The organism is Cupriavidus sp. DL-D2, from assembly GCF_039710735.1.
GTDB lineage: Bacteria > Pseudomonadota > Gammaproteobacteria > Burkholderiales > Burkholderiaceae > Cupriavidus.
This window is the reverse complement of sequence record NZ_JBDKXK010000069.1, coordinates 1-15,512: the sequence shown is the minus strand read 5'-3', so window position 1 is coordinate 15,512 and position 15,512 is coordinate 1. Positions and strand designations below refer to the sequence as shown.

Here is a 15,512-nt window from a genome sequence, read left to right as displayed (position 1 = left end):
GCGGAACGGACCCGACACCGGCGTTTGAATCGCCTTTCTATAGTGGAGTCGTGCTCACCACATATAGACAAGGAGGAAACAAATCATGCCGTATATCCTCGCGTGGCTCCTCGGCGTACCGGCCTTCGTTCTGATCCTGATCTGGCTGTTCATGCACTGATCATGCATGGATCGGCACTTGCCCTGGGGCACGCTGTACCGGCCCCGCAAGCTGCCTCTCCTGCGACGGCGCCCTGATGGGCGCCGTTTTCATTGGTGCGCCCAGCAAGCGTGCTGGAATCGTCATGGATCCACCAGTTTCGCGGTTATGCAAATCCCAGGGCAACGCGTGCGTCGCGCAGCATGAACTTGATCAGTGTGGCCGACAACACCCCACGTTCCAGGCCGTGGTTTAGTACTGCTCCTGGCCGGGCCTGAGCAGCTTAAGCCGCGTTTTGCCGTCCGGGGTAAAGTGGGTGCCGAATCGCACGAGGCCAGCTTGATGCAGGTGACAGCTCATGGTGAAACTGAGCAGCATCCCCGGCTCGGTTTGCTCGATGGTGATGTCTATGGCCCTCAGCCGCGGCTCGTAGCGCAGCAGCGTGGCTTCGATCTCGCGCTTAAGCGTATGTGCAGAGGCGGGGAGATGGCGATAGATGCGGGACAAGTCCCCGAGCCCATAATCCGGCAGATGCGCGAGACCACCACGGCGGTTATTGAGGATGCGCTGAATGTTGTCCTGCACCGACAGGAAGGTCTGCGTGGCTGCATCGAACTCGTCGACCGCCAGGCCATTTGCAAAGTATCCCGTCACGGCTTCAAAGAGGCCTGGCCCACCGCGCATCAGCCTTGCTCCACGCCTTCAGGCATTTCGTCGAACTCCACACCGATGCCGTGCTCCTCTGAGAACGACAGCCGGATCGAAGCCGGGGTTTGACCGTTGGCGACGCGCAAGAGCAACTCGCGGGACAGCACCGGCAGGATCTGCTGATCAAGCAGGCTATCGATGTTGCGCGCGCCGGAATCCGGCAAGAGGCAGGCGCGAACCAGTTCGGCCACGAGCGCATCGGCACACTGCAGCGGTACGCCAAACCGGCGTTCGATACGGGTAGCTACCTTCGCGAGCTTCATGCGCACGATCGTGGCCATTGCGTTCGCGGCAAGCGGCTGGTAGACGACGGTCTGGAAGCGGGCGAGCAACGCAGGCTGGAAATGGTCCAGCAGCTTTGGCCGGATGGTTTCCATCAGCATGCCGGCGGTGAGCTCGCCGCCGGCCTCCGATACCGCCAGGCTGGCAGCCAGAATCTCGCTACTGCCGAGATTCGACGTCATGAGAATGACGGTGTTGCGGAAATCGATGACCCGGCCCTCACCGTCACGCATGAAGCCGCGGTCAAATACCTGGTAGAACAAGCTCAACACGTCTCGATGAGCCTTCTCGACTTCATCGAGCAACACCACACTGTAGGGGCGCTGGCGAACCGCTTCGGTCAGGATGCCGCCTTCCCCGTAGCCGACATAACCCGGCGGCGAGCCCTTCAATTGCGACACCGTATGGGCTTCCTGGTACTCGGAGAGGTTGATAGTGATGAGCGATCGTTCGCCGCCGAACATCAGGTCCGCAAGCACGCGCGCTGTTTCGGTCTTGCCCACCCCGGACGGCCCGACCAACAGGAAAACGCCTAGTGGCGCTTCCTCGGATTTCAGTCCTGCCTTGGCGGCGCGCAGGCTCCTGCCCACGGCCGCCAGCGCATCATTCTGGCCCACAACGATAGTGCCGAGGCGCGATTCCAGCTCGAGCAGTGTCGCGAGTTCGTTGGCCAGCAGGCTGTCTACCGGGACGCCTGTCCAGTCGGCAATGACTTGCGCAATGGCGCTTTCATCGACTTCCGCATGGATCAGTGCGTTGTGGCCTGGCAGCGCCAGCGTCTCATGCGTGGCGGCGATCGCCGGCTCCAGGTGCCGCCGCACGGTTTCGTCCGAGGCCGTTTCCCAACGTTTTCGCAAAGATCGCAGCGTCTCGGCGGCATCCTTCTGTTTGGCGAACGCCTGCTCAAGCCGGACCCTTTCAGCGGCCAGCGCAGTGAGCCGCACTTCGATGGCTGCCAGGCGATCCTGATCGCTGGTGCCCACGGCGCCTCGGTCCTGCTGCAGCGCAGTGCGCTCGACCTCTAGGGCGGCCTGTTCTGCTTGGCAAATCGAGATGGCGACGGGTGTGGCCTCCTGGCTCATGCGCACGCGGGCCGCCGCCGTATCGAGCAGGTCAACCGCCTTGTCCGGCAGCTGGCGCCCAGTCAGGTAGCGGCGCGAGAGACGCACGGCGGCCGCCACCGCCGCATCGGTGATATGAACGCCGTGGTGCTGTGCGTAGCGCTCCTTCAGCCCCCGTAGCATCAGACAGGCGTTCTCATCGTCTGGCTCATCGACCTTAACCATCTGGAAGCGCCGTTCCAGCGCCGCGTCTCGTTCGAAATACTGCTTGTACTCAGACCATGTGGTGGCCGCGATCGTGCGCAACTCGCCCCGTGCGAGTGCCGGCTTGAGTAGGTTGGCGGCATCCGCGCCGCCCGCGTTGTTGCCCGCGCCAATCAGCGTGTGGGCCTCGTCAATGAAGAGCAGGATTGGCGTCGGTGACTGCTGTACTGCCTCAATGACGTTCTTCAGTCGTTGTTCGAATTCGCCCTTTACGCCTGCCCCGGCCTGAAGCAGTCCGAGGTCCAAGGTGAGCACGGACACGCCTCGGATGACGGCGGGCACGGCGCCTTCGGCAATCTTGAGCGCCAGACCTTCGACGAGCGCAGTCTTGCCCACCCCCGGCTCGCCAACAAGGATCGGATTGTTCTTGCGTCGGCGGGCCAGGATATCCACCATCTGTCGGATTTCGACATCGCGCCCGAAGACGGGATCGATCTTGCCGTCGCGCGCCTTTTGCGTAATATCGGTCGTGAACCGGGCAAGCGCCGAGGTATCGCCCTGACCGGGCAAGCTACGTGCGGTCGCCAATCCAGATGGCGGCTGTGCCGGGGCGCTGGCGGACGGGTGAGCCTTTTCCGGGGCCGACGGTGTATCCGCTTCCGCCGAGATCTTGTCCAGTTCCGGGATAAGTCGCTCGATTTGCGCGGCCGAGATGCTCAGGAGCGGCCAGGCATCCGCTGCGCGCAGCAGGCTGGGGGTTTCGGCGAGCGCCGCGAGCAAGTGGGCCGAACGGATCGATTGTGTACCTTCGCTCAAGGATGCCTTGAGCCATGCAGCTTCCAGCCATTGCCCGAGCCGCGACGACAGCCCTGGCTTACCGCGGAGGTCGTGTGGCAGGCGGTCGACCGCAGCCAGCAGTCCGTTCCAGATAGTGTCCACATCCAGTTCGTAGCGACGTAGGATGGCGAGCAGGTCGCCTTCCCCAAGCTCCAGCAGCTTGATCAGCCAGTGCTCGACCTCGATGTCCCGATGAGCGCGCGTCTCGCACAGGCTGGCAGCGTCGGCCAGCGCGTGAGCGCAGTGTGTGTTGAGGCGGCGCAGGAACGGTGAGTAGTCTCGAGCGATCATGACGATGTGAACTGGGGGAGTAATCAGAAGAGTCAGGAAAGCGCGGCCAGGACGCGCCGGCCGCGCGGGTGGTTAGCCGACACTATGTACCGGCCGTGCAGCGCTTACGAGCGCTCGTTCCAGCTATCGGCGTGAATGATGTTGCCGTCCTTGTACGACCAAGTGATCTTCTCGTAGCGCAACTCGACCTCTTCCAGATGGTTGTGCTTTTCAAAGGCCGGGTTCTTGATGTCCAGCATCTTCGGCGCGACGGCCACCACCTTGACGTTATCCAGCTTGGTGTTGAAGTACTCCTTCTCCTTGCCGGAGTCGTCGATCTTGTACCACTTGATCTCGATCGACTTCAGGGTCTGGCCGCTGGTGACCGCCTTGTACAGGTAGGGGGTCGAGGCGTCAGTTTCCTTGGTGAAGGTGATCGGCTTGTGCACGCGCGTGCCGGTCAGCTTGCCGGTGTTCGAGTCGGTCGGGATGTTCACGGTGTGGTCGAACGCCACGACCTCGACGCTGCCTTCACGGCCTGAAACGGTAACCGACCCTTTGATGTCGGCGCCGCCATCGTCCTTGATCCACATGTATGCGGGAATTGCCATGACTTACTCCTTTTGCTGGAATGAACAGGCCGATTGGCCCGAAATTGCCTGATTGCCACGACGATCATCACGGCAGTCAGGGAGAAGGGTGATCTCGACGCGACGGTTGGCCGCGCGGCCAACCTCCGTATCGTTGGTGGCCTTGGGGCGGGTGTCGCCGTAGCTCTGGATCGCGAAATGCGTCACCGGCAGCCCTGCCGCGTCGGCAAGCCAATCCCGCACAGAAGCTGCACGGGCTTCGGACAGTTTCAGATTGGCCTGGGGGCGGCCAACGGCATCGGTATGCCCGGCCACCAGCACGCGCTTGTCCGGATGGGCCTTGATCATCTCCAGCGCCTCAACCAAGACGCGGTTGGAGCCTGGATTGAGCACCGCGCTGCCGCTTCTGAATAGCGACAGGCTGTCCAGTTCAATGGTCGACGGCGGCGGTTCTGGCGGCTTGTAAGCGGCAATCAGGCTTTCTAACGGGCTTTGCAATGCGCCTCCCCGATAGAATCCCAGGCCGAGCCGTGGCGGCACCCCGTTGCGGTGATAGCGTTCTAGTTCGTCCCGGTCACGCTTGAGCACTTGTAAGGCATCGATCCGGGCTGCGACATGGTCCGCACCGATCGCGCGATACCTACTCATGTCGTCCGTTACGCGTACGACCAGTGCGCGGTTTTGCAAGGCCGACGCCGCTGCGGCGGCGCAGAACGCCAAGACCAGCCAAGTGAAGGCGTGGGCCAGCGCGCGGGGCAGCGCGTGCTGTGCTGGCTGCACTGCAATACCCCGGATAAGTGGGTCTGGAAAAGCGTAGGACGCGCGCCGGTCGCCTTTGGGCACAGGGGCTAAGCCTGTCGTCTGTGAAACAAGTTGGGCATAGAGCGAGTCGGCCACCGGCACACCTACCGTGGCGGTTACGCCAAACGCAGCCAGCCAGACCGGACGCCCAATGGCTTTCCTGCCTGGGTCGTCGTTGCGCAGCGAGGGCAGCAATGCAACGGAAGCCCACTGCGCCAGCGCATCGAGGCGGGCAATGCGGCGCATGCGTGCCGCCCGATCTGCCGGTATGGCCCCTGCCGGATACTGGGCGAGGCGATCGGCAAGCTGCGCGCCTAGTGCGGTGTCGGGTGGCACTGTTCCTGAAAAGCCGAACCAAGGACAGTCGTCGGATGGCCCGTCAGCTTCCTCTACGTACACGGCCAAGCAAACCGGCAGCGAGTAGCCGACGGCGCGGCTGGCCACGCCAACGGCCGCCCGCCAGCTCCGGAGTGTCGCGAATAGTGCCGTGGCGTCGCGTGCTTCGTCGGCCGCAACCAGACAGGCAACGGCATCCGGCGCCTGGCCCTCACGCCGACGCTTGAGGGCATCGGCTACGAATGCCAACCGGTTTGGCTCATCAATGCGTACCCAGATGGCGACGTCCGTGATCTTCACAAGCGCTTCGCCAAAGGTCGAGGCCAGGACGCCATTGGCAGCGCCGACGGTTAGCACGAGCGGCGTATTGCGCCGAATATCGTCCGGCAGCGCCGCAAGCGAGGCATCAATCGCGGTCAGAACAGCCTGAGAAACTTGCCGACGCGCCTGCAATCGCCGCGTTGCAACGGCGATTGCCGCCACTGCCAGAACGGCGACAAGGCCGCCGAGCAGCAGATTCCAAGCTGTGGCCCACGGTGAGCTCACCGCCAACCAGGCCAGCGCGAGCGCCGCGATCCAGACAAAGAGTGTGCGATACGGGTAGCCGGTCACGAATTCCCTTTCAGCCGACAAGCTGCGCGATCGAGGCGGTGAGCCAGCGGTCCAGCGCGAAGTAGATCAGGCCCGCTCCGGCAAGGGAAATCAGGACCCAGCCGAGGGGCGTGAGATGGCGCAAGCCACGCGCCTTGCCGGCGGTGACGATGATCGGACCGGACGCTCCCTGCACCCCGGCACGCCCCAGGCGTTCATCAATGGCCCGCATCAGGGTCTCGCGGGCAGCGGCGCCTTCGAACGCGAACTTGCCTTGAAAGCCGAGTCCTAGGACGGCATAGAACACTGCCAGCAACGGCACCACAGGCTGCGGCTCCGCCAACCGACGCTCCATACGGACAATTAGCTCTTCTCCTGCGTTATGACTCTGGAACTCCTTGACCTGCAGGGGTTCGCGTTCCCAGGCGTCGCGATCCACCGCCTTGAGATGTTGGAGGGCGACTTCATCCAGCAATGCACACTGCGCGTAGGCAGCGTCTTCCACAACAGCCGCAGAATGGCCAGCCGCGCGGAACTCTTCGCGCAAGTGAGCCACAAGCTCCAGGCACTTTGCCCGGAAGGACTCAAAGGTGACCGCAATCGTGGCGCCAGCATCCAATTCGGTGACGGTCAGTGCGGTGTCGCGCAAGGCGAGTGGAACAATGGTCGTGAACGTGGTCATGCCGGCAGTACCGCAAAGAGCTCAAGTGAGACATCCGGCACGGAGGCCGGTACATAAAACTGGCAGGCGCGTGCATCGAGCATGCGCCTGAAGGCGGGATGCGCGCTGTCCAGTGCGAAGTACTGGTTCTCGATGCGCACCGGAATAGCCGCAGGCAATCGTGACATGGTGCGCAGCGGAATCCCCGGCAGCGCCGAGTTGACAATCTGCTCAACCTCATCCGGTGCCCCGGCCTTGCACAGGCGCGGGAGCTGCTCAAGCAGTGCATGGGCGGGCAATCCGGCCTGGACTGACAAGTAGTAATCGGCACCTTCGACCAGGCGCTCCTCGTTGATCTTGCCGACCCAGACTGTCGGTCGCACTCGCTCCAGTACTACCGGAACCACACGTGACGGAATTACCGTATCCAGCAGCGCGCGAATGACCGATTCCAGCTCCGCAAACACGGGCTCGGGGGTCAGGTGATCGTAGGCCGGTATGGCTTTCAGCGTTTCGGTCGTTGAGAATGTCAGCAGCGCACCAGCCAGGCGGGCGAGCACACCGTAGAGGCGCTCCGGGTGCTGCTGCGGCGCTGCACACAGCCGAGCCAGCTCCGGCCAGCTGCTGTTGACGCTGTGCAGCAGCCAGAAGAGTGCGACATCGGCTACGGCGAAATCGGCAATCTGGTCCGAGCGCTCGCGTCGGCGCACGGCGAGGCTCGCACTCTTGGCGGCAAGAATGTCCGACAAGCGCTTCATCCGGTCGGTGAGGCGGTCACTTGCCGACAGGAAGAGACAGGGGGGTACGAAGGCCGCATCAATCTCGATGCGGCCCTGCGGGGTGCGGGCCAGTCGGGCAATCGGACAGGTCACGTAATCGGCGTGTTCCTCGAAATCGAAGAGCAGGGCCAGTGCGTGGCGCTCGATACTGATCTCTTCCCTGCCTTCGCCGTGCATGTCCGCAACAGACAGGTATTCGCGAACGAAACGGCGCGGTCGCGCCGGCCGATCAACCTCCTCGACGCAGTTGCCGCCCTGGGCATCTACCAGGGGCAGGCCGATGAGAACCGTCACGCTGTCGACATTCACCGGCATGTCGGCAAGATCGCGTGGGGTGGGCGTCCGGTCGGATGTTCGGGTATCGATAAGGGTCCCATCCGGCAGGCGCGCTTTCAGGGCGCTGACGGTAAGCCGATGAATGGAGAGCGCCTGCTGGTCCAGTGCCACCTGCACGACACCCCACGGCTCAGGGGCGGCAATCTGCGCGACCAGTTCGTCGGAGTATCGCTCCCACAGCGCCTGCTGCTGGAAATGCTGCGGGGTCATGAAAATTCCCTGTGCCCACAGCGGTCTTGTTATCTTCATGGTGATCGAGAGCCGCGCTGTAACGCGCGTTAGACGGCGAATGCAAATCGCGCCGCGCGAAGCCTTGGCCTCCCGTGCGGCGCTGATAGCCCCTTGAAATTCAGTTCTTCGCTTTCGGCATCTGCGAGACCAGCGACAGATTGATGTCCATGCCCTCGATCTGGAAGTGCGGCACGATGAAGAGCTTGACGCGGAAGAAGCCCGGGTTGTCCTCGATGTCCTCGACAATCACCTTGGCTTCGCGCAGCGGGTGCGACGCTTGCAACTCGTCGTCCGGATCGGTCATCTCGGTCACCAGCGTCTTGATCCAGGTGTTGAGCTCCAGTTCCAAAACGCGTCGGTCCTTGGTGGTGCCGATGTTCTCGCGCTGGATGAGCTTCAGGTAGTGAGCGATGCGCGACAGCAGGAAAATGTACGGCAGCCGTGCGTTGACGCGGCTGTTTGCCGTGGCTTCACTGGTGTCGTAGAGCGCCGGCTTCTGAGCAGAGTGCGCCGAGAAGAAGCACGCAAAATCGTGATTCTTGTAGTACGAGAGAGGAATGAAACCGAGGTTGGCGAACTCGAACTCGCGCGTTTCCGGAATCAGCACCTCGGTCGGAATCTTGGCCTGGTTGCCGGTACCGAGGTCATACAGATGGATTGGCAGGTCTTCGACCAGACCACCGGCCTGCGGGCCGCGGATCTGCACACACCAGCCGTTCTTGATGAAGCTCTGCACCATGTTCGCGGCAAACGCGAACGACGCATTGACCCACAGATATCGGTTGTGGTCCGGACCCTTGACGGCCTCGGTGTAGTTGAACGCGCGTACCGGCACGGTCTCAGGGCCATAGGGCAGGCGAGCCAGGAAGCGCGGCAGCGTCAGGCCAATATAGCGCGCATCGTCCGAATCACGGAAGCTCTTCCACTTGAGATACTCGGCACGATCGAAATAGTTGCCGATATCGCGGATGCTGGCCACGTCTTCCATCGCGTCTTTACCGAAAAACTTCGGCGAGACCGAACCCACGAACGGCATGTGGGCGGCGGCGGACACTTTGGAAATATTGCGTAGCAGGGCAATATCCTGCGGGCTGCGATCAAACGCATAGTTCGAAATGATAGAGCCGATCGGCTCACCGCCCGGGGTGTCGTACTCCTGGATGTAGGTGTGTCGGTACAGGCCGCTCTGGATCACCTCAGGGGTGTCCTCGAAGTCCTGGCGCAGCGCCTCCTTTGCGACATCCAGTACTTCGATCTTGACGTTCTTGCGAAAGTCCGTGCGATCGACCAGGAACTTGAGGCCACGCCAGGCAGACTCGATCTCCTGAAACGTCTTGTGATGCATGATCGCGTCGAGCTGTCGGCTGATCTGCTCGTCCAGATGTGCAATATGGAAGTCCAGCAGGCTCTTGTCGAGGCGGTCCACCTGCTGCGACGAATCCTGGATCATTTTCAGGAAGACGTTCATCGCCTGCGTGACGCGCTCGTCGAGCGACGATTCCGCGAGCGCATCGGCGCTCTGAAAGGATTCGACCGGACGGGTCATCTTGACAGGCGTCAGATTGATTTTTTCGCACAGGGATTCGTAGACGCTCTTGCCAGACGCATCCAATACGACAGTCTCGGTTTCGTGATTGCCGAGGGCGGAGATTTCGTGCTTGGTCATGGAGTTGAATTCTCAGGAACTGTGGGATACTGGGCGGACGGGACGGCGGATGGTGCCGATTCGCCGATCTTCTGCAGATCGGCGCGCAGGCGATCGGAGAGGCCCGGGTCCTTGAGGATCTTTTCCAATTCGCGACGGAACATGGCGTTATCAAGCAGGTTCGACTTGAGGTCACGCAGCAAATTGCGTGCGGCCATCAGTGCGCGCAGCTCTGGCACGCGGCTCGCCACAACTTCGGGCTTGAAGTCGTCCATCGACTTGAAGTCCAGATCAACCGGTAGCTCCGAACCATCACCCGCCAGCGTGTTCTCGACCGCGATTCTTACCCTGGGGTTGTAGTCGGCGAGGACGGAGTTGAAGTTGTTCTTGTTGACCGAAACCTTCTCGCGCTCAGCCAGCGTACGCGTTTCCTGGCCGTTGCTGTAGTCGCCCATCACCAGCAACTTGAGCGGCAATTCAACCTTCTTCTGTGCGCCGCCTGTATGCAGGTCCAGCTTGATGTTGACCCGTGCCTTGGGGACTTCGTTTTGAAAACTTTCCGACATATACCTATTCCTTTTTATATCAGAATTAAACGCTGCTTGTATCGCGCCATCTCGTCTATGTGAAACAGACCGGCACGGAGACCAGCGCGATTTTTATCAGCGTGACAACGCTCCGTATATAGGATTTATCTTATTTCTAGCTTTGTTTAACTTCCGTTGTGGGTCCTGGCCATTGACCATTTTCAGTCGATTGAAAACGGCGTAAGGTGCGGCGCGCAGGCTGTGGGTTTCGCATCGGAAGCGATGACCTACTCGGCAACTTCGGTCACGCTGATAACGGAGCGAGGAACATGGCTGGTGCAGTGGCGGATCAACTGAAGGTCTTGGGGGGCGGGCTGCTCAAGGTGGTGACCGGGCGTCAGGCCTATCATCTGGATGTGCCAAGCGCGCGAAGCGCCGCGGGCCTGTCCGTGATGTCATTCGAAGCGGAGGAGCGCCTGGGGGAGCCCTACAGCGTCAAGGTACGCCTGACCCATCCGATGAACCTGGACCGGCTGGAGTACCTGCGCCGTGACGCTACGTTCTCGATCGACCCGGGTGATGGCTCGGAGCCGCGTCAATTTTCGGGCTGCATCTTTCGCTTTTCGAAGACCGGACAGAGCCGCGACTTCTGCGCCTACGAAATGGAGGTGCGGCCCAAAGTTGCATTGCTGACGTTGACCAAGGCGAGCCGCGTCTACCAGAAGAAGACGGCGCCGCAGATCATCGAAGCCATCCTGCGCCGCCACAACCTGGAAGGCCACCAGTTCTCCTTCAAGACCCGCCGCCAGTATCCCGAGCACCTGTTCCGACTTCAGTACCAGATGTCGGACTGGGACTATATCCGGCTGCTGATGGAGCAAGAAGGGCTGTACAGTTATTTTCTGCCTGGGCGATTTGGAACAACCTTTGGTGATGTTTTTCAGGTTTCCGACGATGTAGACCACTATATCTACCAGCCGGAATTGCGGGTGCCATATCGGGAAACGGCGGGCTTGGAGGTCGGTGTCGAGACGGTGTTCGACATCCAGACGCACGTGCATACGGTGCCCGAGTCGTACCTGACAGCAGACTACAATCCGGCGCAGTCCTATGAGCGCTTTAAAGCCGAGGCGAATGTCGCCCGCAAGGAAAAACCCAACTACGGACAGCCCTACATCTACGGCACGCACCACCTGGACATGGCGGGCGCCAAGTGGGAAGCACAACTGCGCCATGAGGCGGCCTTGGCTGGGCAGATCGTCTACGAGGGTCAGAGCAACATTCTCGGCCTACGACCGGCACGCATCCTGCGCATGGATGTCGAACTGTCCGATGCGCCCAACGGTCAGGTGGTAACAGAAGTCGTTCACACGGGTGGGCGTGATCAAGCCTACCGCAACACCTACAAGGCCATTCCGTCGGATCGGCGCTTCCGTCTGCCAATTGACGAGGGCAAGTGGCCGCGCATCTCGGGCAACCTCAGTGGGCGCGTGACCTCGCCCGGCGATTACAAGTACGCCTACCTGACGCAGCAAGGTCACTATGTGGTGCGCCTTGACCTCGACTTCGAGGACTGGCCCGAAGGCGGCGAGAGTGTTCCGATGCGTCTGGCTAAACCATTCGCTGGGGCGAGGCAGACAGGCTTCCATTTTCCGCTCATCGATGGCACGGAGGTGGCCATTGCCTTCCGGGATGGTGATCCGAACAAGCCCTACATTGCGCACGCCCATCATCACAGTCAGCATGAGGACCTGATTACCAGTCAAGATCGCTGGCTTTCGCGGAATGTCATCCGTACGCAAGCGAACAACAAGCTGCGGTTTGAAGACTGGGAGGGCGAGGAAGGCATCAAGCTGTCCACCGACTACGGTGGCAAGACGCAGCTCAACATGGGCTATCTGGTCGATGGCAAGAAGAAAAAGCGTGGCGACGGTTTCGAGCTGCGCACGTCCGGGTGGGGTGCTCTGCGCAGCGGCAAGGGGATGCTCATCTCGGCGGACGACCAGCCGAACGCCAACGGCCAACAACTCGACATGGAGTCTGCCCAAGGTCTTCTCCAGCAAGCACTACAGCAGACTGAAGCTTTGGCCGCTGCGGCCAAGGCAGCCGAAGCAGTGACTGCTGACTACGACCGGCAGAAGGCTCTGCTGAACGAATCCCTCGCGCAACTAAAGAAGGCGGGCATTCTGATTAGTGCCCCGGCCGGCGTGGCGCTCGCTTCGGGAACGGACCTGCAGTGCACGGCCGCCCATAACCTCATTGCCACGGCGGGGGGCCACGCCGATCTCAGTATCGCGAAACGCTTTACGCTGGCTGCGGGCGAGTTGGTGTCCATCTTTTCCCAGAAGCTGGGCATCAAGTTGCTTGCCGCGCGCGGGAAGGTAGAACTTCAGGCCCAGAGCGATGAAATGCGTCTGCTTGCAGATAAACACATGACGATTTCCAGCGTAAATGGCCGAGTCGTCATCGAGGCAAGGGACGAGTTGCTGCTCAAGTGTGGAGGGTCGTATCTGCGAATGTCGTCAACCGGGATCGAGGACGGGACGCGGGGCGACCGGACGGTCAAGTCGGCGGCTTTCAGCCGCCAGGGCGCCAGTTCGCTCGCGCAAGAAATGAACACGTGGCAGCACGCGAAATTCGACGAGGCCTATGTCCTCCGGAATCCATCGACGGGGGAACCACTCTCCAACTCCGCCATTGAAATCGCCCGGGAGGACGGCACGCGGCTGAAGATGCAAACAAACGCGTCCGGCAAGACACCAGTCCAGAAGAGCATCTTCGTGGAACCCGTAAAAATTCGCCCGCTCGACTAATCCCCCAATCCGTTGCGAAGATCATGACCGAATCGAACATCGTCATCATTCCCAGTATCGTCGACAAGAACGGGGACCAGTACGGTAGCGCGACCCTGACCTCCGAGGAGGACCAGCGGGAGAAAATCGTATTGGTAAAGCCGTATGTGATTCCCATTCTTTTCATACCGGGCATCATGGGGACCAACCTGCGTAAGAAGGAAGGCAAGTCAAGCGCCTGGCGTCCTCCGAACGCCGATCTGAGAGGCGCGGCAGACCTGATCGTCCAACTGTTCGGCTACCTGCTCAAGAATACGAATGAGCGAGCCGGTGACCTGGCGACGGACACGGTGGAGATCGACCCCAGTGGACCGATCGACGCGGGCGACAGCGGCCTGCCGAAAAATGTGCTGGTAGCACGCGGTTGGGGTGCATTGATGCGCTCGTGCTACCACCCGTTCATGGGGCAGTTGCAAAAATTGCTCAATGACTTGGCCCGGTACGATTTTGAGCGTTGCGAAGCCGACTTCAAGGGTTGGGCGGAGGAATCCAGTCAGGATTCGCCAAGGGAATGGGGCGCCGAAGAAGGCGATGCGCTGACAAGGGAGGAGGTTCTGCACGCGGCCAACTATCAGTTCGATGTTTGGGCGGGTGGTTACAACTGGCTGCAGAGCAACAAGGATTCTGGCGCGGCCATCCAGGACCTGATCGAGAACACGATTCTTCCCTTCTACAACGAGGGCAAGCGCGTGACCGTCAAGGACACCCCAGATGGCGAGGGGAGCGACCAATGCAGTATCCAGCGCAAGAAGCCGAATCGGCCGATGGCGGAAAAGGTCATCGTTGTCACGCATTCGATGGGAGGACTGGTCAGTCGTGCACTGACCGAGATACATCAGTGCGGCAAGGTCCTTGGTGTTTCGCACGGCGTTCAGCCCGCAACAGGCGCGCCGGCCACGTACAAGCGCATGCGCGCGGGCTTCGAAGGGGCGGAAAAGCTGTTCCTGGGGCGCAACGCCGCCGACGTGGTGGCCATACTTTCGCAAGCACCGGGTGGACTCGAGTTGTTGCCGACGGCTGATTACAACGACGGCAAGCCATGGTTGTTCGTGCGGGACAACAAAGGAAACGAGTTGATGCCGCCCTTGCCAGCGGGCGGAGACCCCTATGAGGAGATCTATCAATCGCGCGCGTGGTATGGACTTGTGCCGGATCACAATTTGGCGTTGATGAATCCCAATGGCAGGAAAATACAAAGACGAGAGAAGCAAGAGCGTGACTCTCCGCGTGAAGGATTGGCAACGACAATTGGCCTGGTCAAAGAATTTCACAGCGCCATTGAGAAGAAATACAAATCACCGACCTATGCCCACTATGGAGTACAGGGTAAGCGCGATGTAGGTAAAGACTCCGGCGGGCTATTCGGTTCCGGCTTGATGGCGGACAAGGACCGCATGACCTGGGGCGGGGTGTCATGGGAAAGCAAGGAGATGTTCGACGTCGATGCCGCGGCAATTACCGTGTCACGGGACGACGGTAAAGGAACTCTCAGAACGAACAAAGGTTCCGTCCTGAAGATTGCTGATCCTGACTGTCCTGGTGATGGCACGGTGCCAGTGTACTCGGGCGAGGCCCCGGGTAAAGCCGGTATCGCGATGAGCTTTGCGCATGGACAGGGTAATCCGGGGCAGAGTAACGAATACTTTTGCTATGACCATCAGGGAAGCTTCGGTGACGTGCATCGGCGCTCGCTCTTTGCCACCATGTACGCAGTGATCAAGATTGCTCAGCAGGCACACTGGCACAAGAAGGAGAGCACATGAAACAGGGATGGAGAACGAGAGCGATTGGGCGACACCTAGTTGACATTCCAGAGAACGCCAAGACAATCGAAACCTATATATTCAATGAAGACAAAGTAAAACCGCTATCCGATATCCGAAGCCAAGAGCATTACGAGAGACTTCTCGCTGAGAAAGAACAAGCGCTGCGAGCGGCCAAGCATGAAAAGTTTGGCAGCATGTTCGTGGAGCGTGTAGAACATGCGAACGACGCCGTTACATTGATCTCATGGAATCGCCCCACTGGGAACATTTTCTACGTATTTGATACCTATTTCTTGGCCGATAATCGCTATCTGAACTCCATCGGGGAAGTGTCGCGAGACCTAAAGGCAACGGCGCTACAGACTTGCGCGGAGTTGTCTCGACAGTGGCGCCAGACTACAAATGGAGTAACGCCGGAAAGCGTCGGCTACATAGTTGACGATGCAATTTTGGTCGAGAAACGATTCAATCCGGAAAGCTGGCGTATGGTTATCCAATTGCCCGGCAAGCCTGACGTTTTTTTCGAGCTCACATCTTATGCACTGTATCGCGTAGAGCCAGGATTGCGCGAGCGCGCCGGTGGCGTCGTCGCGGGCCTGCTCGGAACCATGGCGGGGCTCTCGCGTCTGCGTGACCGCGCACGACCGGTTGGCTCCATTCAAGCCGACGAGATCCTGCTTGCAAGCACGCAGGATGGAAAGCGCGGCTATGGTTTCAAATGGGAGGCCCCCGGCAAGGCGCGCTCGCTGGCGGAGCCTAATCTGAATGCCTCGCTCAGGGTAGGAGAGAGCGCCTACACCACGAACAAGGAATCCTTTGCCAGCGATGAGGAAGCACTGGAATTGTGGGACGCCGTGATCGATTCCATTCGTCTACGTCCGGGGGCCGTATGAAGT

Annotated in this window: 11 protein-coding genes; 3 read left to right on the top strand and 8 right to left on the bottom strand. The window is 60.5% G+C overall.

Annotated elements, in window-relative coordinates:
- Positions 1-391 precede the first annotated feature (391 nt).
- The 8 genes from tssE to tssB form a co-directional block, all read right to left on the bottom strand.
- Positions 392-823, bottom strand: coding sequence for a type VI secretion system baseplate subunit TssE (tssE, locus tag ABDB81_RS26025; protein ID WP_346813986.1), 432 nt, complete (start codon positions 821-823; stop codon positions 392-394).
- Entirely contained in the window at positions 823-3,522 is a 2,700-nt protein-coding gene (gene tssH, locus ABDB81_RS26020; RefSeq protein WP_346813985.1) for a type VI secretion system ATPase TssH, read from the bottom strand. Before tssH ends, tssE begins: the two co-directional genes overlap by 1 nt.
- A 104-nt stretch (positions 3,523-3,626) precedes the next feature.
- Positions 3,627-4,112 carry an Hcp family type VI secretion system effector gene (locus tag ABDB81_RS26015; protein ID WP_346813984.1) on the bottom strand — a complete coding sequence of 162 codons (486 nt, stop codon included), beginning with the start codon at positions 4,110-4,112 and terminating at the stop codon, positions 3,627-3,629.
- Between the two features lie 3 nt (positions 4,113-4,115).
- On the bottom strand, positions 4,116-5,840 hold the full coding sequence (locus tag ABDB81_RS26010) for an OmpA family protein (protein ID WP_346813999.1): 1,725 nt from the start codon (positions 5,838-5,840) through the stop codon (positions 4,116-4,118).
- Positions 5,841-5,850: 10 nt separating this feature from the next.
- On the bottom strand, positions 5,851-6,501 hold the full coding sequence (locus tag ABDB81_RS26005; protein WP_346813983.1) for a DotU/TssL family secretion system protein: 651 nt from the start codon (positions 6,499-6,501) through the stop codon (positions 5,851-5,853).
- Complete coding sequence (gene tssK, locus ABDB81_RS26000) at positions 6,498-7,844, bottom strand: type VI secretion system baseplate subunit TssK (RefSeq protein WP_346813982.1); 1,347 nt, start codon at positions 7,842-7,844, stop codon at positions 6,498-6,500. Before tssK ends, ABDB81_RS26005 begins: the two co-directional genes overlap by 4 nt.
- Positions 7,845-7,944: 100 nt before the next feature.
- Entirely contained in the window at positions 7,945-9,492 is a 1,548-nt protein-coding gene (gene tssC / locus ABDB81_RS25995; RefSeq protein ID WP_346813981.1) for a type VI secretion system contractile sheath large subunit, read from the bottom strand.
- Entirely contained in the window at positions 9,489-10,037 is a 549-nt protein-coding gene (gene tssB / locus ABDB81_RS25990) for a type VI secretion system contractile sheath small subunit (RefSeq protein WP_346813980.1), read from the bottom strand. Before tssB ends, tssC begins: the two co-directional genes overlap by 4 nt.
- Positions 10,038-10,327: 290 nt before the next feature.
- On the opposite strand from tssB, the gene vgrG reads away from it, so the two are divergent.
- Genes vgrG through ABDB81_RS25975 form a run of 3 tightly spaced genes read left to right on the top strand, consistent with a single transcriptional unit; the run spans position 10,328 to position 15,509 of the window.
- Positions 10,328-12,811, top strand: coding sequence for a type VI secretion system tip protein VgrG (gene vgrG, locus ABDB81_RS25985; RefSeq protein ID WP_346813979.1), 2,484 nt, complete (start codon positions 10,328-10,330; stop codon positions 12,809-12,811).
- 23 nt (positions 12,812-12,834) lie between these two features.
- On the top strand, positions 12,835-14,613 hold the full coding sequence (locus ABDB81_RS25980) for a hypothetical protein (protein WP_346813978.1): 1,779 nt from the start codon (positions 12,835-12,837) through the stop codon (positions 14,611-14,613).
- Positions 14,610-15,509: a T6SS immunity protein Tli4 family protein gene (locus tag ABDB81_RS25975; RefSeq protein WP_346813977.1), complete on the top strand. Its 900-nt coding sequence runs from the start codon at positions 14,610-14,612 to the stop codon at positions 15,507-15,509. The genes ABDB81_RS25980 and ABDB81_RS25975 overlap by 4 nt, the downstream gene beginning before the upstream one ends.
- The last annotated feature ends 3 nt before the right edge of the window (positions 15,510-15,512 follow it).

Bases quoted from the DNA above. Each gene is read 5' to 3' on its own strand.
- tssE (WP_346813986.1), bottom strand. From the start codon at position 823: ATGCGCGGTGGGCCAGGCCTCTTTGAAGCCGTGACGGGATACTTTGCA.
- tssH (WP_346813985.1), bottom strand. From the start codon at position 3,522: ATGATCGCTCGAGACTACTCACCGTTCCTGCGCCGCCTCAACACACAC.
- ABDB81_RS26015 (WP_346813984.1), bottom strand. From the start codon at position 4,112: ATGGCAATTCCCGCATACATGTGGATCAAGGACGATGGCGGCGCCGAC.
- ABDB81_RS26005 (WP_346813983.1), bottom strand. From the start codon at position 6,501: ATGACCACGTTCACGACCATTGTTCCACTCGCCTTGCGCGACACCGCA.
- tssK (WP_346813982.1), bottom strand. From the start codon at position 7,844: ATGAAGATAACAAGACCGCTGTGGGCACAGGGAATTTTCATGACCCCG.
- tssC (WP_346813981.1), bottom strand. From the start codon at position 9,492: ATGACCAAGCACGAAATCTCCGCCCTCGGCAATCACGAAACCGAGACT.
- tssB (WP_346813980.1), bottom strand. From the start codon at position 10,037: ATGTCGGAAAGTTTTCAAAACGAAGTCCCCAAGGCACGGGTCAACATC.
- vgrG (WP_346813979.1), top strand. From the start codon at position 10,328: ATGGCTGGTGCAGTGGCGGATCAACTGAAGGTCTTGGGGGGCGGGCTG.
- ABDB81_RS25980 (WP_346813978.1), top strand. From the start codon at position 12,835: ATGACCGAATCGAACATCGTCATCATTCCCAGTATCGTCGACAAGAAC.
- ABDB81_RS25975 (WP_346813977.1), top strand. From the start codon at position 14,610: ATGAAACAGGGATGGAGAACGAGAGCGATTGGGCGACACCTAGTTGAC.